At 61.0% G+C, this 22,946-nt stretch carries 17 protein-coding genes and 1 pseudogene; 7 read left to right on the top strand and 11 right to left on the bottom strand.

Going from position 1 to position 22,946, the window contains the following annotated elements; all coding sequences use genetic code 11:
• Nucleotides 1-461: 461 nt before the first annotated feature.
• Both DXT77_RS18345 and hutC read right to left on the bottom strand, forming a co-directional pair.
• Entirely contained in the window at nt 462-1,031 is a 570-nt protein-coding gene (locus DXT77_RS18345; RefSeq protein WP_119428672.1) for a HutD family protein, read from the bottom strand.
• On the bottom strand, nt 1,028-1,738 hold the full coding sequence (gene hutC / locus DXT77_RS18340; RefSeq protein ID WP_162803449.1) for a histidine utilization repressor: 711 nt from the start codon (nt 1,736-1,738) through the stop codon (nt 1,028-1,030). The genes DXT77_RS18345 and hutC overlap by 4 nt, the downstream gene beginning before the upstream one ends.
• Nucleotides 1,739-1,883: 145 nt before the next feature.
• Here hutC and DXT77_RS18335 point away from each other — a divergent pair, with 145 nt between their 5' ends.
• Entirely contained in the window at nt 1,884-3,248 is a 1,365-nt protein-coding gene (locus DXT77_RS18335) for a formimidoylglutamate deiminase (RefSeq protein WP_119428671.1), read from the top strand.
• A 48-nt stretch (nt 3,249-3,296) separates the two neighbouring features.
• Here DXT77_RS18335 and DXT77_RS18330 read toward each other — a convergent pair whose 3' ends face one another.
• Together DXT77_RS18330 and DXT77_RS18325 are read right to left on the bottom strand one after the other, a co-directional pair.
• Nucleotides 3,297-3,866 carry a lipocalin family protein gene (locus DXT77_RS18330; RefSeq protein WP_085712791.1) on the bottom strand — a complete coding sequence of 190 codons (570 nt, stop codon included), beginning with the start codon at nt 3,864-3,866 and terminating at the stop codon, nt 3,297-3,299.
• A 31-nt stretch (nt 3,867-3,897) separates the two neighbouring features.
• Nucleotides 3,898-4,152: a hypothetical protein gene (locus DXT77_RS18325; protein WP_119428670.1), complete on the bottom strand. Its 255-nt coding sequence runs from the start codon at nt 4,150-4,152 to the stop codon at nt 3,898-3,900.
• Nucleotides 4,153-4,434: 282 nt separating this feature from the next.
• Here DXT77_RS18325 and DXT77_RS30430 point away from each other — a divergent pair.
• Nucleotides 4,435-5,469: pseudogene (locus DXT77_RS30430) on the top strand (cache domain-containing protein); the annotation flags it as partial.
• 93 nt (nt 5,470-5,562) lie between these two features.
• Nucleotides 5,563-6,327, top strand: a complete 765-nt coding sequence (locus tag DXT77_RS30425; RefSeq protein ID WP_371320915.1) for a methyl-accepting chemotaxis protein — start codon at nt 5,563-5,565, stop codon at nt 6,325-6,327.
• Between the two features lie 62 nt (nt 6,328-6,389).
• Here DXT77_RS30425 and DXT77_RS18315 read toward each other — a convergent pair whose 3' ends face one another.
• From DXT77_RS18315 to DXT77_RS18295, 5 genes are all read right to left on the bottom strand, one after another.
• Nucleotides 6,390-6,992 (bottom strand): DUF924 family protein, encoded by a 603-nt coding sequence (locus DXT77_RS18315; protein ID WP_119428668.1) that lies wholly within the window; start codon nt 6,990-6,992, stop codon nt 6,390-6,392.
• Nucleotides 6,993-6,995: 3 nt separating this feature from the next.
• Entirely contained in the window at nt 6,996-8,006 is a 1,011-nt protein-coding gene (locus DXT77_RS18310) for a class 1 fructose-bisphosphatase (RefSeq protein WP_065261556.1), read from the bottom strand.
• 195 nt (nt 8,007-8,201) lie between these two features.
• Entirely contained in the window at nt 8,202-9,566 is a 1,365-nt protein-coding gene (locus DXT77_RS18305; RefSeq protein ID WP_119428667.1) for a DUF3999 domain-containing protein, read from the bottom strand.
• Nucleotides 9,563-13,156, bottom strand: a complete 3,594-nt coding sequence (locus DXT77_RS18300; RefSeq protein WP_119428666.1) for a DUF2339 domain-containing protein — start codon at nt 13,154-13,156, stop codon at nt 9,563-9,565. Before DXT77_RS18300 ends, DXT77_RS18305 begins: the two co-directional genes overlap by 4 nt.
• A gap of 102 nt (nt 13,157-13,258) precedes the next feature.
• Nucleotides 13,259-15,709, bottom strand: a complete 2,451-nt coding sequence (locus DXT77_RS18295) for a glycogen/starch/alpha-glucan phosphorylase (protein WP_119428665.1) — start codon at nt 15,707-15,709, stop codon at nt 13,259-13,261.
• Between the two features lie 258 nt (nt 15,710-15,967).
• Here DXT77_RS18295 and DXT77_RS18290 point away from each other — a divergent pair, with 258 nt between their 5' ends.
• Nucleotides 15,968-16,405 carry a YkgJ family cysteine cluster protein gene (locus tag DXT77_RS18290; RefSeq protein ID WP_119428664.1) on the top strand — a complete coding sequence of 146 codons (438 nt, stop codon included), beginning with the start codon at nt 15,968-15,970 and terminating at the stop codon, nt 16,403-16,405.
• 114 nt (nt 16,406-16,519) lie between these two features.
• On the opposite strand, the gene typA is transcribed toward DXT77_RS18290, so the two are convergent.
• Both typA and thiI read right to left on the bottom strand, forming a co-directional pair.
• Entirely contained in the window at nt 16,520-18,340 is a 1,821-nt protein-coding gene (gene typA, locus DXT77_RS18285) for a translational GTPase TypA (protein ID WP_085712784.1), read from the bottom strand.
• A 139-nt stretch (nt 18,341-18,479) separates the two neighbouring features.
• Entirely contained in the window at nt 18,480-19,934 is a 1,455-nt protein-coding gene (gene thiI / locus DXT77_RS18280) for a tRNA uracil 4-sulfurtransferase ThiI (RefSeq protein ID WP_119428663.1), read from the bottom strand.
• 328 nt (nt 19,935-20,262) lie between these two features.
• Here thiI and glnA point away from each other — a divergent pair, with 328 nt between their 5' ends.
• From glnA to DXT77_RS18260, 3 genes are all read left to right on the top strand, one after another.
• Entirely contained in the window at nt 20,263-21,669 is a 1,407-nt protein-coding gene (glnA, locus tag DXT77_RS18270) for a glutamate--ammonia ligase (protein ID WP_085712782.1), read from the top strand.
• Nucleotides 21,670-21,813: 144 nt separating this feature from the next.
• Complete coding sequence (locus DXT77_RS18265) at nt 21,814-22,323, top strand: DUF4124 domain-containing protein (protein ID WP_119428662.1); 510 nt, start codon at nt 21,814-21,816, stop codon at nt 22,321-22,323.
• A complete protein-coding gene (locus DXT77_RS18260; protein ID WP_119428661.1) occupies nt 22,320-22,943 on the top strand; it encodes a DUF4124 domain-containing protein in 624 nt (207 codons plus the stop codon). The genes DXT77_RS18265 and DXT77_RS18260 overlap by 4 nt, the downstream gene beginning before the upstream one ends.
• Nucleotides 22,944-22,946: the final 3 nt, after the last annotated feature.

Below are 22,946 nucleotides of genomic sequence, written 5' to 3'. Positions count from 1 at the left end.
ATTTCAACGTCACGGAATTTAGTAGTTTTTGCGTCAGTCACGAAAAAGACTCCTCAGCGATCAATTCAAACCAACCCTGGCGATGGGCAAGCGGCTTGTGCGCTTCAATGCGCGACAAGCGAATCAGGGACGCTGCGGAGAACCTCTGACGACTCATACGCATACGTCTTTACTTGTACATACAAGCATATGCAATCGAGCGGCCAACTTGTTGGAGGGCTGTTCAACAAAAATGCCGGCCATGGCTGGAGGACGCCTGAATCAAGGGTTGCGGCGTGTATGAATTTTTTCGCGGGGTGGGTTTGAACAAGCGGAAGGCGAGTTCATGTGCGTGGTTTTGCGCCACGCTGGGGCGTTCGGTAACAAGTTGGTGCGCGTTCGGGAACGTCGGGATAAAAAAACCGCCGCTCTCAACAGCCCCTACAGGCACTGTTCAAAGCGGCGGTTTTTCAAGAATCGGATCAGTGCGCAGCCAGTTCAATCACACAGCAGCCCGCGTTGACGGCGAATTCCACCAGACCGGTGTTGCCGTCCAGTTGCAGGCAGTCATGCCGGCCAAGTTGCGCAGCGCTTTCACCGACCTTTACTTGCAGCAGCTCGCTGACACTGAAAACGAGAACGGTGCTGGCGGAGCTGAAAAATCGTTGCTCGCCCTCCAGCCACTGCAAGCGCGCGCTGTAACGCTGCGGCGCATAGATCAGGTTGAAATCGCGGATAGCACCGCCGAGCAAGGTGCAGGACACCTGGCTTTCACCGCTGAAGGCAAACGGGTCGAGGGGTAACAGCGGCCGGGTGTCGTCACCGTCGACGCACAGAGTCATGCCGTCGCCCTGCAACACCGTGATCACCCGTTGATAACCGGTGAACGTCGAGAAACCACCGGATTCGGCGATGTCGGCAATCGACAGCCGCCAGCCGAAACCGTCTAGGCCGGCACCGGCGTCACGGGTGATTTCTTCGGTGCTGCCGCCGCCGTTTTTCCACGGCATGCGCGGGTAGCCTTCGGCGCGTAAAACCTTCAACTCTTTCATTTATGGAACCGACCTTCCAGACGATGACGGGAACCAGGGTGAATCAGGCGCGCAGCGGTTACCGGCTGACGGCCCGACCAGGTACGGCGACGGATCAGCAGGCACGGCTCGCCTTTTTCGATCTGCAGCAGTTTGCATTCGGAGGGCTCGGCGAGGATCGCTTCGACCACATGCTCGCCTTCGGTCAGCGGCGCAACCTGGTTCAGATAGGCGTATGGCGTTTGCAGGGTGAAGTCCTGCTTGAGGTATTCCGGGGCGACCAGCGCGTTGACGAAACGGTCTTCGATCTGCACCGGAATGTCGTTTTCGTAATGCACGATCAGCGAGTGGAACACCTTCTGCCCTTCGCGCATATCCAGCGCCAGGGCGCGTTCGGAACCGGCGGCCTCTTCCTCCAGAGTGATCACCTGGCAGGTGTGGCGATGGCCACGGGAGGCGATTTCGTCGGCGATGTTGTGCACTTCGAACAGCGCGGACTGACTCTTCGGCTCGGCGACGAAGGTGCCGACGCCTTGCATGCGCACCAGCAGACCGTCGGCGGTCATCTCGCGCAGCGCGCGGTTGATGGTCATGCGGCTGAAACCCAGCTGGCTGACCAGCTCGCTTTCCGACGGCACGCGGTAATGCGGCGGCCAGTTACCACTGTCGATCTGCTGGGTAATCATCTGTTTGACGCGGGCGTACAAGGGCGCCGGACTGTCGCCCATGTTCGCGGCCAACGGAGAAACTGGAGGCGGAGTCGGCACGTTGGATCCCTGTTCATTGGATAAGGTTGCTAGCTTGCCGGAGTTTACCGGGCAGGCAAACGTCTGTATATGTATATACAAATAACACACGATGGGGTGCTGAACCATGTCCGCCTTCTTTGCCGAACGCGCGCTGCTGCCTAACGGATGGGCCAACAATGTACGTCTCGAGGTCAGCGCCGACGGCGTATTGACCCGAATCCAGGCCGATTCCACCGCAGACGGCGCCGAACGGCTGAGCGGTCCGCTGCTGCCGGGCATGCCGAATCTGCACTCTCACGCGTTCCAGCGAGCGATGGCCGGGCTGGCGGAAGTGGCCGGCAATCCCAATGACAGTTTCTGGACCTGGCGCGATCTGATGTACCGGCTCGTCGGAAAAATCAGCCCGGACCAGCTCGGTGTGATTGCCCGTCAGCTGTACATCGAAATGCTCAAGGCCGGTTACACCTCGGTCGCCGAATTCCATTACGTCCACCACGATCACAACGGTCAGCCGTACGCCGATCCGGCGGAGCTGGCGTTGCGCATCAGCCAGGCCGCCAGCTCCGCCGGTATCGGCCTGACTCTGTTGCCGGTGCTCTACAGCCACAGCGGCTTCGGTGGCCAGACGCCGAACGAAGGCCAGCGCCGCTTCATCAACAGCACCGAAAACTACCTGAAACTGCAATCGCGCCTGCAACCGTTGCTGGCGCAGCAGAAGGCCCAGTCGCTGGGATTGTGTTTCCACTCGTTGCGCGCAGTCACCCCGCAGCAGATCAGCGAAGTGCTGGCAGCCAGCGACAAGCAATGCCCGGTGCACATCCACATCGCCGAACAGCAGAAAGAAGTCGATGACTGCCTCAGCTGGAGCGGTCGCCGTCCGCTGCAATGGCTGTACGAAAACACCGAGGTCGATCAGCGCTGGTGCCTGGTCCACGCGACCCACGCCAATCCGGAAGAAGTCACGCTGATGGCCAAGAGTCGCGCCATTGCAGGTCTGTGCCTGACCACCGAGGCCAACCTCGGTGACGGGATTTTCCCGGCGGTGGATTTCCTCGCTCAGGGCGGGCGCATGGGCATCGGTTCCGACAGCCATGTGTCGTTGAGCGTGGTGGAAGAATTGCGTTGGCTGGAATACGGCCAGCGTCTGCGCGATCAGCGACGCAACCGCTTGTATGGCGCGGATCAGCCGATGGTTGGCCGCACGTTGTATGACGCCGCACTGGACGGTGGCGCTCAGGCGCTGGGCCAGCCGATCGGCGCGCTGGAGGTCGGCAAACGCGCCGACTGGATTGTGCTCGATGGCAGCGATCCGTACCTGGCCACGGCCAGCGGCGACGGGATCCTCAACCGCTGGCTGTTTGCCGGTGGTGATCGTCAGGTGCGTGACGTGCTGGTCAACGGTCAGTGGGTCGTTCGTGACGGTCGACATGCCGGGGAAGAGGACAGCAATCGCGCCTTCACCCAGGTCCTGCGAGACCTTTTGGGCTGACACAAAAAAACCTGTGGAGGGCAACCTCCACAGGTTTTTTGTTGTGCGTCAGTTGGACGTCTTGGCCATCTGCTGATCCGATGCCCGCCAGATCAACCGCGTGGTGTCGTAACCCTGCTGGCGCGCCTTGCTCAGCAGTTCTTCGCGCACCACACCATTCACGGTCGGCGTGCGCGACAACAGCCACAGGTAGCGACGGCTCGGGTCGCCAACGATGGCAGTCTTGTAGTCGTCGCTGACGTACAGCACCCAGTATTGGCCCTTCGCCGAACCCGGAATCAGCCGCGAGAACCAGGTATCGAACTCGACCCACAATTTGTCGGTCTTGCCCGGCACCTGTGGATAAGCCGTGCCCTTGACCTCTTCCCATTGCCAGTCCTTGGTCAGGCAACGGTTGAACACGCCGAGGTTGCCGTCCGATTCGAGCGTGTAACGGGCTTCGGATTGTGCGCAATTGCGCTGGAAATACATCGGCAGTCGCGCCAGCTCGTACCAGGTACCCTGATAACGCTTGAGATTGACGCTGTGGACTGTCTTGGGCGCCAGCGGATCTTCACCGGTGGTGGCGCAGCCGGCCAGTACCAGGCCGGCAAAAAGGACAAGCAATAACCGCTTCATTGTTTTTCTCCCGTGGGCGCGTAGCCCCGGTTTACTTCAGGCCTTGGCCGGAAAACATCAACACTTTGTCACCGGCGTACTGCACGCTGATAAAGCTGTTCTTGTCGCCCCAGGTGCAACTGGACATGCCGAGCGCGCCCGAGCAATCAGTGGGCTTGCCGAGCAGCGTCTCCACTTCGGCCTTGGCCATGCCGGTCGAGAGCTTCGAGTAGTTTTCCTGATTGACCTTGCTGCATGCGGCCAACAGCACGCAAAACGACAGAAGGGCGATAGATCGCAGCGACATGGTGTAACTCCTGGAACGGAAGGGGGATGGCCTGGCGCCAACCAGAAGCTTAGAAGAGAAAACCCCTGTCTGGTTCCCTCGGCAGGTGGCTATTTATTGGCCCGCTCGTCCGGCATTCATCGGTAAATCAGACACTTTGTAGGGCTATTGAGCATTTCGTCGCCTTTAACAAAAGCGTCCTCATCTTTGTCGCGCGGCGGTCGAAATAAGAGCAGCGCAAAGCCCGAGAGTGTGGCAAATTGCCGCCCTTTCTTGACCAGCCCCTTCGCGGTAGCTCACTTAATGACCAGAAACATGAAATTCAGCCACAAGATCTTGTTGGCTGCCGCCCTCGTGGTGGCCGTAGCGTTCGCCTGTTTCATTTTGTTCAACGACTATCGACAACGCGAAGCCCTGCAAAGCAGCACCGAAGCGTCCATGCAGGAACTGGGCAGCCTGACCACCAGCAACATCCAGACCTGGCTGGAAAGCCGCATCCAGTTGCTGCAATCGATGTCGCAGCAGGTTGTCGCCGACGGCAGCGCCCCGGCCAGCCTGAAACGCATCATCGACCTGCCCGCCTACACCGGCAATTTCCAGCTCAGCTATTTCGGCGGCGCCGACGGCGTGATGTTCTCGGTCCCGGCCGGCAATCGCGCGCCGGATTACGATCCGCGCGCCCGTGGCTGGTACAAGGCCGCGAACAGCGCCCAGCAGACCATCGTCACTGAACCGTACATCGCCGCGTCGTCGGGCAAGCTGGTGATCACCGTCGCCACCCCGGTGCAGCGCCAGGGCCAGATGATCGGTGTGGCCGGCGCCGACATCGACCTCACCAGCGTCAGCGCGATCATCAACTCGCTGAACTTCGGCGGCCACGGCCACGCGTTCATCGTCAGTGCCGACGGTAAGATCCTGATCCACCCGGACAGCAAACTGGTGCTCAAGACCCTGGCCGAGGCCTATCCCAACGGCGCGCCAAAGGTCAGCCCGGGCCTGAAGGAAGTCGAGTTCGACGGCAAGACCCAGCTGATCTCCTTCACCCGCGTCAACGGCGTGCCGTCGGCCGACTGGTACGTGGCCCTGGTGCTGGACAAAGACACCGCGTTCTCGATGCTCAGCGAGTTCCGCACCTCGGCGCTGATCGCCATGGTCATCGCCGTGGTGATCATCATCGCCCTGCTCGGCATGCTGATCCGCGTGCTGATGCAACCGCTGCTGACCATGGGTCGCGCCATGCATGACATCGCCGAGGGCGAAGGTGACTTGACCAAACGCCTGACCATCCACGGCCACGACGAGTTCGGCGCGCTGGGCTTGTCGTTCAACCGTTTCGTCGAGCGTATCCACACCTCGATCCGCGAAGTGTCTTCGGCCACCGGGCAGGTCAACGAAGTCGCCCTGCGCGTGGTCGCGGCGTCCAACTCGTCGATGTTCAACTCCGACCAGCAGGCCTCGCGCACCAACAGCGTGGCCGCCGCGATCAACCAACTCGGCGCCGCAGCCCAGGAAATCGCCCAGAACGCCGCCCTCGCCTCGCAACACTCCAGCGACGCACGCAGCCTGGCGGTCGACGGCCAGCAGGTTGTGGATAAAACCATCCACGCAATGCAGCAACTGTCGGCGAAGATCAGCGACTCCTGCGGCAACATCGAAACCCTGAACAGCAACACCGTGAACATCGGGCAGATTCTGGAAGTGATCACCAGCATCTCCCAGCAGACCAACCTGCTGGCGCTCAACGCCGCCATCGAAGCGGCCCGTGCCGGTGAGGCCGGTCGCGGTTTCGCCGTGGTCGCCGACGAAGTTCGCAACCTGGCGCACCGCACCCAGGACTCGGCGCAGCAAGTGCAGAGCATGATCGAAGAGCTGCAGGTCGGCGCGCGTCAGGCGGTCGGCATCATGACCGAGAGCCAGCGCGAGAGCGAAAGCAGCGTCGGCATCGCCAACCAGGCCGGCGAACGCCTGGAAAGCGTGACCCAGCGCATCGGCGAGATCGACGGCATGAACCAGTCGGTGGCGACCGCGACCGAAGAGCAGACGGCGGTGGTCGAGTCGATCAACGTCGACATCAACGAGATCAACACACTGAACCAGGAAGGTGTGGAGAACCTGCAGGCGACATTGCGCGCTTGTGCGGATCTGGAGCAGCAGGCTGCGCGGTTGAAGCAGTTGGTGGGTAGTTTCCGGATCTAAGGCGCTCTCACTGATCTCTTCGCGGGCCTTTCTGCGAAGAGATCAGTCGTCTAGATGCTGATTCAGAACCGCGACCCCGGCTGTGAAAGAAACTCCAACTCCTGCGCCGTAGACTCCCTCCCCAACACCGCATTGCGATGCGGAAACCGCCCAAACCGCGCAATCACCCGCTGGTGCCGCTCGGCATAATCCAGATTATCGGCAAACACCCCACGCTCCGCCTCCGGCTGTTCAGCCACCAATTCGATGAATCGCGAGACGGCTTCATTCTGCACAGCGAGGTTTTCGCAGTGTTCAAAGACGAGGTAGATAAAGAGTCGCTGAACCGGTTTCAACTGCCGGTCGAAATCCGCCGCGATGCCTTGGGCAACCAGTTTCTGCGCCCGCAGATCGCCGGAAAAAGCCTTGGGCGTATCGCGAAAGATCATGCGCGGGAGCTGATCGAGGAGTAGCACCACCGCCAGCCAACCTTCGGGACGTTGCGTCCACTCGGTCAATCCGCCGGCGAGGGCCTGATCGACAAATACCCCGAAACGCTCACGCGCCTCGAGGTCCTGACTGTCTTTCTTGCCGAACCACAACTTGCCCTGTTGCGCCGTCACTTCAGTCGCTGACTCGGCATGACCGAACCACCAATCGAGCAACGGCTGCCAGGGCGCGGTCATGGTTTATTCCTTGTGGTAAGCCGTGGCGCGGGCGACTTCTTCTTTCGAGCCGAGGAACACCGCTACGCGCTGGTGCAGGCCTTCAGGCTGGATGTCGAGGATGCGCTGGTGACCGTCGGTGGAAGCGCCGCCCGCCTGTTCCACCAGGAACGACATCGGGTTGGCTTCGTACATCAGGCGCAGTTTGCCTGGCTTGGACGGCTCGCGGCTGTCGCGCGGGTACATGAACAGACCGCCACGGGTCAGGATGCGGTGCACGTCGGCAACCATCGCCGCGACCCAACGCATGTTGTAGTTCTTCTTCAGCGGGCCTTCTTCACCGGCCAACAGTTCCGAAACGTAGCGCTGTACCGGGGCTTCCCAGTGACGCTGGTTGGACATGTTGATCGCAAATTCCTGGGTGCTTTCAGGAATGGTGATGTCTTCGTGGGTCAGGACGAAGCTGCCCATTTCGCGGTCCAGGGTGAAGCCCTTCACGCCGTTGCCCAGGGTCAGGATCAGCATGGTCTGCGGACCGTAGATCGCGTAACCGGCTGCAACCTGCTGGGTGCCTGGCTGCAGGAAGGCCTTTTCATTCAGGGCTTCGTTCTGGCTCAGGTATTCGTTCGGGCAGCGCAGTACCGAGAAGATGGTGCCGACCGGTGCGTTGATGTCGATGTTCGACGAACCGTCCAGCGGGTCGAATACCAGCAGGTAGGCGCCTTTCGGGTATTTGCCCGGGATCTGGTAGGCGTTGTCCATTTCTTCGGACGCCATGCCGGCCAGGTGACCGCCCCACTCGTTGGCTTCGAGCAGGATTTCGTTCGACAGCACGTCGAGTTTCTTCTGCACTTCGCCTTGCACGTTTTCCGTGCCCATGCTGCCCAGAACACCGCCCAGGGCGCCTTTGGACACGGCGTGGCTGATCTCTTTGCAGGCACGCGCCACCACTTCGATCAGGAAGCGCAGATCGGCAGGAGTGTTGTTGCTGCGGGTCTGCTCAATCAAATAGCGACTCAGGGTAACGCGGGACATGGACGGCTCCGGTGGAATGGGGGGCTGAAAACCCGCGCAGTTTACAGGGAGTCTGAAACCGTAGCGAGCAATGACGCCCGCTAACGTGCGTCGGGTGCAATTCCTGCTATCAGACGTGATGAATCCGGGAGAGTTCAGGCATCGGATTCAGCGTAGTTGGAAACCCGACGGGTGTGGATGCCACACCCGTCATATTCAGGACTTGGCCGGTGGCTTGCGCAGCAGACTGAAGGCCATCGCGGCCAGAAACAGCACGCTCAACAGTAAAACCGCCCACAATCCGATTTTCTTCCAGCTGGTCTCGGCGACAGCTGCTGTCGTTGCCGTCGTTGTCTGCGTCGCGACTGCATCGCCCTGCACCGTGGCCTTGCCCAGCGTGGCCAGTTTCTCCGGTTTGAAATCGGGGATGAGCGTGGTCAGCGGCAGGTTTGCCGTTCTCACCGTCGGATTGCCCAGCGCGAGGCTGTAAGGCCCGTCACCGCATGCCAGGAAGATCACCTGAGTGGCACGCACCGCGTACTTGATGCTCGGCGCCTGTTCGCCGAGGCCGCCGCCGCGTTCGTCGACTGTCAGTTTCAACTGCTGCACGGTCTGCCCGTAAAGCTGCAATTCGTTCTGCACCACGTCCTGGCCATTCTGGGTCAGGCGATAGAGCAGACCGCTGCTCAACGGCTGCCACGGCAGACTGGTTTCGCGGCGCCCCGCCAGCGTCACCGGCGCCAGGCTGTTGGGCTGTTTCAATTCGACCTGGACCCGCTCGACATTCAGCCCCATCGGTAACTGCCAGGTGTATTCCCCGGCCTTGGTGCTGCTGCCGGCCAATGCAGGCGACCAGACCAGCGGCAACGGCAGGTTTTGCGGGTCGCTACTTTTCAACTGCGCCGAGGTCAGGGTCGGGGCCGCATTGGGCGAATCCCACAACAACCGCAGATAGCGCGCCGATTGCCCCGGCAGCGCGACTTCATGCTGTTCGATGCGCTCATCGGAAAAAGTCAGGCGCGCGACCTGGCCTTCACCCCACGGTTGCCAGTGCTGCAGGTCGTCGCTGGCCTCGATGCTGAAACGCTGAAAGCCGTCGCGCTCGCTGGTCCAGTCGAGGATCAGTTGCTGCAACGGTGCCTTGATTGCACTGGCATCGAGCAGCCAGCCGCGCAGCACTTCCTCGCCCGCTTCCAGTTGGCTGGAGGGCTGCACTTCCACCAGCGTGCCGGTAGTCGTCGACTGCACCCGCACGCTCGGCGCGCGTTCGGTGGCATCCGCCGAGTTGTACAGCGGGAACCACTTCACCGTGTTCATGTGGCCGTCATCGCGGGTCTGCGCCGATTCCCGGGCCAGCGCATAGGCCTGCGGTTCACCGGCGGCGTTGAACACCCGCAGGTCACTGAGATCGGTCTGACGCGCCTGCAACTGCACGTTCAGCGGCAGTTCGAGGCGATACCACGGGCCTGCGCCGCTGACCGACAACGGCACCTGCGCGGCGAAGTCCGCCGGTTTTTCCTGAGCGCCGGCCGTCATGGCCACGCCCAGCAACAGCCACCCGAGATTAAGCTTGCGACTCAAGACGACACTCCTTCGGTTTCCGGGGCCGGTTTGTCCGCCTCCGGTGAAGCTTCGACGCGTTTGGGCGGCAGCGGCGCGAAGTAGCCCACCACCAGCAGCAACACACCGACGCCGATAAACGAGACGATCCGGGCCAGCCCGCCACGGTTACTCAATTCGACAAAAATCAGTTTCGCCACCACCAGCGCAATCAGCGCCGCACCGATCAGCCACACTTCGCGGCGATGGCGCAGATGCCCGCCGATCATCAGCCCGAGCGCCATCAGCGTCCAGACGATCGACAACCCGGCCTGCACCAGCATCGATTCGAGCAACAGGTCCAGCTCGAACGGAATCCCCGCCCAATGGTGCGCGGCACGGGTCACCAGCGCGGTGCAGAAGGCGAACAGCGAAACGCCGGCGATCAGTTGCGAGGCATGAGCGGCGTAATCCTTGCGGATCGACAGCTCGGTTACCGCGCTGCGCGACCAGACATAAACGCTGAACAACGCGATCAGCAGACCCAGCTCCAGCGGGTTGATCAGCGGCACGTAAGGCAGCGGTTCGGCGTTGCCGTCGCTCACCCCATTCGCCAGCCAGAACCAGATCAACATCAACACCGCCAGCGGCGCCGCCGCGTACAAGCGGTACTCGCGAGGGAACGCTGCCACCGGCCACGGCCAGGTGCGCGGTGCGGCCATCAACAACAGATACACGCTCGGCAGAATCGCCCAACCCAGCCAGCGCCAGGCGTTGTATTGCTCGGACAACAGCAGCAGGCCGTAGCGCAGCTCCAGCGCCAGCACGCCGATCAGCAGCCAGCAGCCGAGCACATGGGCCGTGCTCAGGGCTCGCGCCGGCAGCATCGGCGCCAGACGCCGCAGGCTGAAAAAATGCACCGCAAACACTGCTGCCCACGCCAGCCAGCCGAAGTTGGCCGCCGGGTGATAACGCGAGTGCCACGAGACCAGCAACACCAACCCGGCCACCGGAATCAGCAAAGTACAGAGCAAACCCAATGCCGGCCATTTCAGGCGCAACGCCAACACCGCCCACAACGCAACCATCAACGCGGCGACCAGAAGTAACAGCGAATTTTCCAGATTCATCGGCGCAAAACGCATCACTTCGCTGAACCACGCCAACGCCCACCAACCGGCTCCCCACACCAGCAACACTTCGGACAGCCGCGGCAAACTCAGCACATCGAACGCCGAGGCGTGATTGCCCAATTGCAGGCGCCACGCACCGATCATCGCCGCCAGACCCAGCACCAGTGGCGTCCAGAATCCGCCATGGGCCAGCGGTCGCAGACCTTCGCTGGACAGCGGCCCGAGCAACTCGGGACCGGCCAGCAAGAACGCCGCGCCGCCGATCAGTTGCAACAACAAACCGAAGACAAAGCTCACGCGCTGCTTGAGGTACAGGCTGAGCCAGATGATCAGCAAGCCACTGGCCGCCCACACCGCACTCGCGGTCTGCCACGGCAGCACGAACAACACCGCCAGATTGATCAGCACCAGCCCCGCCAGCAGCACCACCGACAAACCGCGCAGCAGTCGCACATCGTTGCGCACCATCTCGTCGCGCGCCGCCAGCAGCATGCCGGCGATCAGCGCCAGACCGATCAGCGAGGCGCTGAGCAAACCGCTCCAGCCAGCGCTGAACACGGCCGCCGAATCCTCGCCCGCCCCTTGCAGGCGCAACAGAAATAGCGCACCGCCGAGCAGCTGCACGGCAAATGCGGTGAACAGGAACGTGCGCGATTGCAGGCGCAAGCCGGCGAACAAGGTCACCAGTCCGGCCAGGGCCCAACTGATTGCCGTGAACTGGACGAAGAAAAACAGCGGCGCCAGCAGATAGAGAAAAGTCAGGCCGAGACTCGCCAATACCGGCAGGCCTTGGCGCTCCCACGCCGAGGTGTGTTCCGCCGGGGTTTTGCGCAATTGATAGAAGCTGAACAGCAACGCAATGCCCAGCATCAACGCCCCCAGCGGTGCACCGTCGAGCAGGCTGCTTTCACCGGCACGCAACTGGCTGAGAAACGCCAGCGCCGAACCCAGTTGCAGCAGCAACGCAAAGGCCCGGGCGGACGGCCGGTGCTGACGCAGGCCGAGCCAGAAAATCCCCGCGCCCTCCACTGCCCAGGCCGCGGAGGTCCAGCGCGCATCCAGCCCCAGCGGAATCGCCAGGCTGGCGAAAATCACCCCGAGCGCCAGGCAAGTTTCGCCCAGCAGCAGCGCTCGGCCACCCATCAATACCCGGGCGAGCGCCATGTAAATCATGCCCAGCGCCAGCGCACTGAACGCCGCGGCAAATTCCAGATGCTGCACCAGCGCGAATTGCAAACCGAAACCCACCAACGGCGGACCGAACAGCATGGTGCCGTCGACGTAGTCACCCTTGCGCGCCGACCAATTCAGCAGCGCCTCGCGATCGTTCTCTGCCGGTGCATCCGGCATGTCCAGCAGCTTGCGCCGGGCGAACAGCAGACCGATGGCCAGGTACATCAGGAAGAACAGAATCAGGAACGGCTCGGTGCTCCACAGCAATTCCGGCGCATACGAACGCAGGCCCCAGGCGAAACCGATGCCGAAGGTGCCGGCAAAGCCAATCAGGTTGAGCAGACGCCAGGCCTTGAACCAGGCGATGGCCAGGATGCCGGCGTTGAGCAACGCGAAATAACTGAACAGCGCGACATGATTGCCGGCGCCGGTAGAGGTCAGGATCGGCGCGGCAAACCCGCCAAGCGCAGCAACGCAGGCCAGGGCCAGGGAATCCTGGGTGATGGCCAGAATGGCCGAGAACACCGTCACGGCCACCAGCAAACCCAGCGCGGCGGATGGATCGAGCAGCGGATGCAGGCGCATCGCCGCAAACACCGTCAGGTACAACACGGCGATCCCGGTGCCCTGCAGCATCAAGGCGTAGCTCGTGTTGCGATGGCGCAACCACCAGCCCAGTGCCAGCAACCCAAACGCCGCTGCCGCGACCCCGGCGTAACGCATTTCGATCGGCACCACCATGCCTTCGGTGGCATAGCGCAGCAGGAAAGCCAGACCGAAGAACAACAACACCACGCCGACCCGCAGCACGGTGTTGCCACCGAACAGCCAGTTGCGCGCCGCACTGATGCCGCGCTCGATGAGGTTCGGGCCACGGGGTTCGGCAGGTTGCTGTGGTTCGGGAGTGTCAGGGGTTACCGCGTCGAGACGCCAGGCATCGGCCGACAGCGGCTGGCTGGCTTCACTGGCGACGGCGGAGAGGGGTTCCAGCTCGGGTGGCAACTCCCAGACCAGTTCAGGGGCCGCAGCTTCTTCTGCAACCTCGGCTGGCTCGACCAAAGACTCGGGGATCGGTTCTACGCCTGGCGCCGGTACCGCGTGCGAAGGTGATCCTTCCAGCAGATACAGACGCTGCGCAACGCCTTGCAACGCCACCTTCGTCTGTTCAAGTTGCCGCTGTTGCTCCGCCACCTGCGAGCCGAGGCGCATGATGCGGATCGTCTGCCCGATCGCCAGGCCCAGCAACGCGCCCAATAGCGCAGAACTGAACGATTCGTCGAGCAGCCAACCGAGCAGCAGCCCGATCAACATGAACATCCATTGCATGGTCGATATCCCTGAGCAGCCCCGGAACGGGGCGAAACCAGGGCTCAGTATATCGGCCCGGCCCAACAAGCGTGGGGCCGGGCGCACATTTGTCGCTAAAAGTTACTCCAGTGCCTTCCAGATATCCGTAGCGTACTCGCGAATCGTCCGGTCCGACGAGAACCAGCCCATCCGCGCGGTGTTCAGCACCGCCGAACGCCACCAGTTGTTGGAGTCGTGCCAGAGCGCATCGACGCGCATCTGCGCTTCCCAGTAAGAATCGAAGTCCGCGCAGACCAGGAAGCGGTCGTAGTCCACCAGCGAATCGATCAGCCCGGTATAGCGCGAGGTGTCGTCCGGCGAGAAGACGCCGCTGCGGATCGCCTGCAACACGTCGTTGAGGCGATGGGACGCCGCAATGTCCGGCGCTGCACTGAACTCGTGGTTCTGCTTGCGCGCTTCGACCTGCTGGGCGCTCAGGCCGAAGATGAACATGTGCTCGGCGCCGATGCGCTCGCACATTTCCACGTTGGCACCGTCAAGGGTGCCGATGGTCAGCGCACCGTTGAGGCCGAACTTCATGTTGCTGGTGCCCGAGGCTTCGAAACCGGCGGTGGAAATCTGCTCGGACAAATCCGCCGCCGGGATGATGCTCTCCGCCAGACTGACGTTGTAGTTGGGCAGGAACACCACCTTGAGCAGCCCGCGTACGGTCGGGTCGTTGTTCACCACCCGGGCGATGTCGTTGGTCAGTTTGATGATGAGTTTGGCCTGGTGATAACTGGCCGCCGCCTTGCCGGCGAAGATCTTCACCCGTGGCACCCAGTCGGTTTCCGGCTGAGCGCGAATCGCCTGATACAACGCGACGGTGTGCATCAGGTTGAGTAGTTGACGCTTGTACTCGTGGATCCTTTTGACCTGCACGTCGAACATCGCCGCCGGGTTGACCGCAATCCCCAGACGCTCGTGGATCAGGTAGGCCAGCGCTTTTTTGCTGTGCAGCCGCTGCTCCGCGAAGGCCTTGCGGAAGGCCGCTTTTTCGGCGAACGGTTCAAGGTCCAGCAGGCGCTCTTCGGGGTTGTCCAGCACACCCGGGCCGAGGGCGTCCACCAGCATCGAGGTCAGTTCGGAGTTGGCCTGGTACAGCCAGCGGCGGAAGGTGATGCCGTTGGTCTTGTTGTTGATCCGCTCCGGGTAGAGCTTGTGCAGTTCGGCGAACACGGTCTTGCGCATCAGCTGCGTGTGCAGGCCCGATACGCCGTTGACGCTGTGGGAACCGAGAAACGCGAGGTTGCCCATGCGCACCCGACGGCCGTTGTCTTCCTCGATCAGCGACACCGCGCGCAGCACGTCGAAATCGTGGATGCCCTTGGCCCGCAGCGAATCGATGTGCTGGGCGTTAATCAGGTAGATGATCTGCATGTGCCGCGGCAGCATGCGTTCCATCAGGCCCACCGGCCAGGTCTCCAGTGCTTCGGGCAGCAGCGTGTGGTTGGTGTACGAGAGCGTATCGACGGTGACTTGCCACGCCGCGTCCCAAGCCACGTCGTAGACGTCGACCAGTTGGCGCATCAGTTCGGCGACAGCGATCGAAGGGTGCGTGTCGTTGAGCTGGATCGCGGCGTGATCGCCGAGGGTCAGCACCGAGGTGTGCATGTTGCGGTGACGGCGCAGCAAATCCTGAAGCGACGCGGCGACGAAGAAATATTCCTGACGCAGGCGCAGTTCCTGCCCGGCTTCGGTGCTGTCCGCCGGGTAGAGCACGCGGGAAATACTTTCGGCCCGGGCCACTTCGGCGACGGCGCCCAGGTGGTCACCGGCGTTGAAGCGCTCCAGATGCAGATCTTCCATGGCCCTCGCCCGCCACAGGCGCAAGGTGTTGACGCTCGCTCCGCGCCAGCCGACCACCGGGGTGTCGTAAGCAATGGCCCGCACGGTTTCCGCCGGGTGCCAGACTTGCCGGGACTTGCCGCTGGCGTCGGTGACAGTCTCGACGCTGCCGCCAAAGCCGATCGGATAGACCACCTCAGGCCGCTCGAACTCCCAGGGGTTGCCGAAATCCAGCCAGTGCTCGGTCTGTTCCTGCTGCCAGCCATCGACGATGGCTTGGCGGAACAGTCCGTGCTCATAACGAATGCCGTAGCCGTGACCGGCGATGCCGAGGGTCGACATGCTTTCCATGAAGCACGCCGCCAGCCGTCCGAGGCCACCGTTGCCCAGCGCCGCGTCGGGTTCCAGCAGGCGGATGCGCTCCAGATCCACGCCCAGTTCGGTCAACGCCTCACGGGCTACGTCGAGCAGACCGAGGTTGCTCAGGCTGTCGTACAGCAAACGGCCGATGAGAAATTCCAGCGAGAGGTAATACACCCGCTTCTGACCTTTGCGGTAGATCTGCCGGGTGTGGTCCATCCAGTGCTCGACCATGTGGTCCCGGGCCGCCAGGGCGATGGCTTCGAACCAGTCATGGTCGAAGGCGTGATCCGGGTCTTTGCCCACCGCGTAGGTGAGTTTGGTCAGGACGGCGTCGCGGAATGCGGCCACCTCTGCTTCGCGAACTAGTGGTTCTTGAGTCATCGATAGGACCTCGAGCGAGCGGGGAATTGTCAGAGCCTAGACGGTCTGACCGACGGTGGGGGCTCTGGTTCGGCAGTTTTTCCTGAGAGTGCGGGATCGTTCGGCAATACCTTGGCGAATGCCTGAATGAATGCAGGGGCCGTGCCGAATTCTCGACCCTGCTCATGACAGAAAGAAAAAATCTGGCGAAAGGTTGTTCAAAAATCCACCAGTCCCGGTATGATCGCGCGCCCTGATGCACACGCCTGGTAAACCCCGATGATGAAGCCCAACCTGATCGCCGCAGCCGAGATCGACCGTCTCGATACCTGGGCCAAATATTCGGCCCCGATGTGCGGCTCGTGCGTTTCCAGCTGTTGCACGCTACCGGTCGAGGTCAAGATCAAGGATCTGGTACGCATCGGCGTGGTTGACGAGTTCGAACTGGGCGACCCGCCGAAGAACATCGCCAAGCGCCTGCAAAAGGAAGGTCTGGTGGAGCGCTTCAACCAGAAGTCGGGAATCTTCACCCTGCAGCGCATGAGCAACAACGATTGCTACTACCTGGATCGCAAGAGCCGGCTGTGCACCATTTATGACAAGCGCCCGGACACCTGCCGCAACCACCCGAAGATCGGCCCTCGGCCGGGGTATTGCGCGTACAAGCCGAAGGAAGTGGAGCGGGTGCAGAATTCGCGGTCGATCGATAAGTTCTGATCGGCTCTTGATCGTACCCACGCTTTGCGTGGGAACGAGATATCAAAAAAGCCCGGACAAACAAAAACGCCCCCGGTCTCTCGACCGGGGGCGTTTTTTTAAGCCTGGGCTAAATTACGCCTTGGCTTTCTTGGCAGCGCGGGTACGCTCGCTTTCGTCCAGGATCTTCTTGCGAAGACGGATGGACTTAGGAGTAACTTCGCACAGCTCGTCTTCCTGGATGTATTCCAGAGCCTGTTCCAGGGTGAAGCGAACAGGTGGTACCAGAGCGATGGTTTCGTCTTTACCCGAAGCACGCATGTTGTCGAGCTTCTTGCCTTTGGTTGGGTTCACACCCAGGTCGTTGTCGCGGGAGTTCTGACCAACGATCTGACCGTTGTAGATCTCCTGGCCGTGTTCTACGAACAGCTTGCCACGAGCCTGCAGGGTTTCCAGGGAGTAGGTCAGTGCCTTGCCGGTTTCAACCGAAACCAGAACGCCGTTCTGACGGCCGGACATGTGGCCCGACTTCACTGGAGCGTAACGATCGAAGATCGAGGTCAGGATGCCAGCACCGTTGGTCAGGGTCAGGAACTGGTTACGGAAACCGATCAGACCGCGAGCAGGGATGTTGTATTCCAGACGAACACGGCCCTTGCCATCCGGCACCATGTTGCTCAGGTCGCCTTTACGCAGACCCATTTCTTCCATGACCTTGCCCTGGGATTCTTCAGGGATGTCGATGGTCACGTTTTCGAACGGTTCCTGCTTCACGCCGTCAACTTCACGGATGATCACTTCAGGACGGCCCAGGGCCAGCTCGAAGCCTTCGCGACGCATGGTTTCGATCAGTACCGACAGGTGCAGCTCACCACGGCCGGATACCTTGAACTTGTCAGCCGAGTCGCCTTCTTCAACGCGCAGTGCAACGTTGTACAGCAGCTCTTTGTCCAGACGATCCTTGATGTTACGGGAGGTCACGAACTTGCCTTCTTTACCGCAGAATGGCGAGTCGTTTACCTGGAAGGTCATGGAAACGGTTGGCTCGTCAACGGTCAGAGGCTTCATCGCCTCGACGGTGTTGATGTCGCACAGGGTGTCGGAGATGAACAGCTCGTCGAAACCGCTGATGCAGACGATGTCGCCGGCCGCTGCCTCTTCAACGTCAACACGGTGCAGACCGTGGTGACCCATCAGCTTCAGGATACGGCCGTTGCGGCGCTTGCCGTTGGCGTCGATAGCCACAACCGGAGTGTTCGGCTTGACGCGACCACGAGCGATACGGCCAACACCGATAACACCCAGGAAGCTGTTGTAGTCCAGAGCGGAAATCTGCATCTGGAACGGACCGTCACGGTCAACAGCCGGAGCTGGAACGTGATCGACAACCGCTTGGTACAGCGCGGTCATGTCTTCGCCCATGGCGGTGTGGTCCAGACCGGCGATGCCGTTCAGAGCCGAAGCGTAAACAACCTGGAAGTCCAGTTGTTCTTCGGTGGCGCCCAGGTTGTCGAACAGATCGAAGATCTGGTCCAGAACCCAGTCAGGACGCGCGCCCGGACGGTCAACCTTGTTGATGACCACGATCGGACGCAGGCCGGCTTCGAAAGCCTTCTTGGTCACGAAACGGGTTTGCGGCATAGGGCCGTCTTGAGCGTCGACCAGCAGCAGCACGGAGTCAACCATGGACATAACGCGTTCAACTTCGCCGCCGAAGTCGGCGTGGCCCGGGGTGTCCACGATGTTGATGTGGTAGCCGTTCCAGTTGATGGCGGTGTTTTTCGCCAGAATGGTAATGCCGCGCTCTTTTTCCTGGTCGTTGGAGTCCATCACGCGCTCGTCGTTGAGCTCGTTGCGCTCCAGAGTGCCGGATTGACGCAGGAGTTTGTCTACCAGGGTGGTCTTACCATGGTCAACGTGGGCAATGATGGCGATGTTGCGTAGATTTTCGATCACTTGTGTATCTCGATCAGAGGATTCGGTTTGCTGACAAGTCTTGGCAGCGATTAGCAGTAGTGTCCGGCATGGCCGTTACAGCTTGACGGCGGTGTCGGGGGGCCGGTGACGCAGGCCACAGGCAAACAGCCCCGGGCACTTAGCTCGGTCGATAAACGCGCACATTGGCATGCCCCTCACTGAGCAAATGGTGAGCATGCAGGCGACTCATCACGCCTTTGTCGCAATACAGCAGGTACTGGCGAGTCGGATCCAGTTCCTTGAAACGAGCGTTCACTGCGTAGAACGGCATCGTCTGTACCTCTATGCCAGCGAGTTCCAGCGGGTCATCCTCGGCAGCATCCGGGTGACGGATGTCGATGATGATCTGACCGGCCAGCGCCTCGCTGACTTCTTCGATCTGCAAATCCTGGCCCAATTCGTCGATCACCCGATCGATCGGCACCAGTCTGGCGTTTGCGAGCGCACGCTCGAGCACCGCCATGTCGAATTCCTGCTCTTCGTGCTCGACCCGGCCACGCTTGGCGGCGGTCTTCGGGTTGACCGAGATGACGCCACAGTACTCCGGCATGTGCCGGGCGAAGTCACCGGTACCAATCTGGTCGGCCGTGTCGATGATGTCCTGCTTGTGGGCGACGATCAGCGGTCGCAGCACCAGCTTGTCGGTGACGCAATCGATGACCGACAGGTTCGGCAGCGTCTGGCTCGACACCTGGGAAATCGCTTCACCGGTGACCAGCGCATCGATGTGCAGGCGTTCGGCAATGCTCGACGCGGCGCGCAACATCATACGCTTCAATACGACGCCCATATGACTGTCGTCGACCTTGCCGAGAATTTCGCCCAGCACTTCTTCGAACGGGACACTGACAAATAGCACGCGTTGCGAGCTGCCGTACTTCTTCCAGATGAAATGCGCGACTTCCATTACGCCCAGTTCGTGGGCGCGGCCACCCAGATTGAAGAAGCAGAAGTGCGTCATCAGGCCGCGGCGCAGGATCTGGTACGCAGCAACGGTCGAGTCGAAGCCGCCGGACATCAATACCAGCGTCTGCTCCAGCGCACCGAGCGGGTAGCCGCCGATGCCATTGTGCTGGCTGTGGATGACAAACAACCGTTTGTCGCGAACTTCGATGCGGACTTCGATTTCCGGCGCTTTCAGGTCGATTCCGGCGGCACCGCACTCACGGCGCAGCTTGCTGCCAACGTATTTTTCGACGTCCATCGAGCTGAATGCATGCTTGCCCGCACGTTTGCAGCGCACCGAGAAAATCTTCCCGGCCAGTGCATCGCCGTAGTGCTGCTTGCACTTCTCGGTGATGTCGTCGAAGTCGCCCAGCGGGTACTCGTCGATCTGCAGAAAGTGCGCGATGCCCGGCATGCAGGTCAGGCGCTCGCCCATCTCTTTCAGGGCCTTGGGATCGGTCACGCGGGTTTCCAGCTCGAGATTGTCCCACACACCGTTCACCACCACGGCCGGGTCCAGGTCGCGGAGCACGGTGCGGATGTTCTTGGCCAGCTGGCGGATGAATTTCGTCCGGACAGGTCGGCTTTTGATGGTGATCTCGGGAAAGACTTTAACGATTAGTTTCATGAAAACAGCGCGCGCTGGGCCAGCCGAAAAAGGGGGGCGCGGATTATAGCGGAAATTGCTCAAGGTTTAACCAGTTAATATGCAGAAGGTTTTGCATGCACCAAAACGGATCATTTTCGACTTAAGACGCTACATTAAAGGGCGGGATTTTCAGCCTTTATGCGTTTCGCACCTTTATAAGCGTGAATTTGGGGCAAAAAACCCATGCTGGGGCACTGGCATGCAATTTGCTCCCTTGTGAGGCAGGTTGCCTTGGCAGAGTATTCGCGCCGGCATCACCAACATTTAAGGGCATCCACTACCAGCCCTAAGCCACCCGGAGGACACTATGTCGAAGTCGGTTCAACTCATCAAAGATCATGACGTCAAGTGGATTGATCTGCGCTTCACGGACACCAAAGGCACTCAGCACCACGTGACCATGCCGGCTCGCGATGCGCTGGAAGACGACTTCTTCGAAGTTGGCAAGATGTTCGACGGTTCCTCCATCGCTGGCTGGAAAGGCATCGAAGCCTCCGACATGATCCTGCTGCCGGACGACGAAACTGCCGTTCTGGACCCGTTCACCGAAGAGCCGACCCTGATCCTGGTCTGCGACATCATCGAACCTTCGACCATGCAGGGTTACGATCGCGACCCGCGCGCCATCGCCCACCGCGCCGAGGAATACCTGAAGACCACCGGTATCGGTGACACCGTATTCGCCGGTCCGGAGCCTGAGTTCTTCATCTTCGACGAAGTGAAGTTCAAGTCCGACATCTCCGGTTCGATGTTCAAGATCTACTCCGAGCAAGGCTCGTGGATGTCCGACCAGGACGTGGAAGGCGGCAACAAAGGCCACCGTCCAGGCGTGAAAGGCGGCTACTTCCCGGTTCCGCCGTTCGACCACGACCACGAAATCCGTACCGCCATGTGCAACGCACTGGAAGAAATGGGTCAGACCGTTGAAGTTCACCACCACGAAGTGGCGACTGCCGGTCAAAACGAAATTGGTGTCAAGTTCAACACCCTGGTGAAGAAAGCTGACGAAGTTCAGACTCTGAAATACGTTGTCCACAACGTGGCCGATGCCTATGGCCGCACCGCGACCTTCATGCCGAAGCCTCTGTACGGCGATAACGGTTCGGGTATGCACGTTCACATGTCCATCGCCAAAGATGGCAAGAACACCTTCGCTGGCGAAGGCTATGCCGGCCTGTCCGAAACCGCCCTGTACTTCATCGGCGGCATCATCAAGCACGGTAAGGCCCTGAACGGCTTCACCAACCCGGCCACCAACTCCTACAAGCGTCTGGTGCCAGGTTTCGAAGCTCCGGTAATGCTGGCCTACTCGGCTCGCAACCGTTCCGCCTCGATCCGTATTCCTTACGTCAACAGCCCACGTGGCCGTCGTATCGAAGCACGTTTCCCGGATCCGGCTGCCAACCCGTACCTGGCTTTCGCAGCACTGCTGATGGCCGGTCTGGACGGTATCCAGAACAAGATCCACCCAGGCGATGCTGCTGACAAAAACCTGTACGACCTGCCGCCTGAAGAGGCGAAAGAGATCCCGCAAGTTTGCGGCAGCCTGAAAGAAGCGCTGGAAGAGCTGGACAAGGGCCGCGCGTTCCTGACCAAGGGCGGCGTATTCTCCGACGACTTCATCGATGCCTACATCGCGCTGAAATCCGAAGAAGAAATCAAGGTCCGCACCTTCGTACACCCACTGGAATATGAGCTGTACTACAGCTGCTGATCCGGTAGCGCTGCGCTACGCGGCGTGACAAAAGAGAGGCCTCCTTCGGGAGGCCTTTTTTATTGGCCGGATGTTTACCGCCCGAGCCATCCCCGCCCGACTGGCCTATGCTGCAACCCATCGTTTTCGTTTCCGGTCGATTTCATGGGTCGCACCTTTCTCTACATCCTGATGCTGATCGCCCTGCCCGCCGCTGCGCAGATCTACAAGTACACCGACGCCAACGGCAACACGGTGTACAGCGATCATTCGCCGGACGGCGTGAAGGCGCAGGCGGTGGAGTTGCCGCCGCTCAACAGCGTCCAGCCTCAGGCACCGAGTGCGCCGTCGTCGGACACGGCCAGTCGGGCGCCTGCACGAAATGCCTATGAAGTGCTGGAGCTGACCGGCCTGCCCACCGAACAAGCCCTGCGCGCCAACAACGGCACGTTCACGGTCAGCGTGCTGATCAAGCCGCGCCTGCAACCGCCACATCAATTGCGCCTGCTGCTGGACGACGCGCCTTATGGTCAGCCGAGCAACGTACCGATCCTGCAACTGGTGAACGTCGACCGGGGCGAGCATCGGCTGGCGGTTCAGGTGATCGATGGCGAGGCGATCATTCAGCAGAGCCCGGCCGTGGTTTTCACCGTGCAGCGGGTGCACAAGCCATGACTCGCGGATTGATTGCCGTGTGTCTGGCCCTGTTCGCATACGGCGCATCCGCCGAGGTCTTCACTTATGTCGATTCCCAGGGCAATCGGGTCTACACCGACCAGCCGCGCGGCAATGCCAAGCGGGTGCCGCTGGCCACCAGCAATCGCATGGCCTCGAACCCGACCGGGGCGGCGCCCATCACCACGGCCAAAAAATCACCGGAGCAACCGTTGTTCCGCTACGACATGCTGCGGGTGCTGGTTCCCGAGCCGGACGCGACCATTCGCAGCAGTGCCGGCGAGCTGATCGTCAGCATCACCAGCGAACCCGGCCTGCAAGAGGGACATCGCTATCGCCTGTTGCTGGACGGCCAGCCCACCGGCGAACCCGGCCTGAGCCCGGTGTTCCCGCTGAGCAATATCGATCGCGGCAGCCACAATCTGTCGGTGGAGATCCTCGATGCGCAGGATCGCATTGTCGAGCGCACCGCCAATCAGCCATTCCACATGCAGCGCATCTCACTGGCACAAAAACGCCAGGTCAAACCCTGCACCACCGACGACTACGGCGTTCGCCCGGAATGCCCGCTGAAAGACAAACCCGTCGAACCGAAAAACCCCTTCCTGCGTTTCTTCTAACGC

This window comes from Pseudomonas sp. 91RF, assembly GCF_003576265.1.
GTDB lineage: Bacteria > Pseudomonadota > Gammaproteobacteria > Pseudomonadales > Pseudomonadaceae > Aquipseudomonas > Aquipseudomonas kribbensis.
Note: the sequence above shows the minus strand (reverse complement) of the source record. Positions and strands in the feature narration are given on the sequence as shown.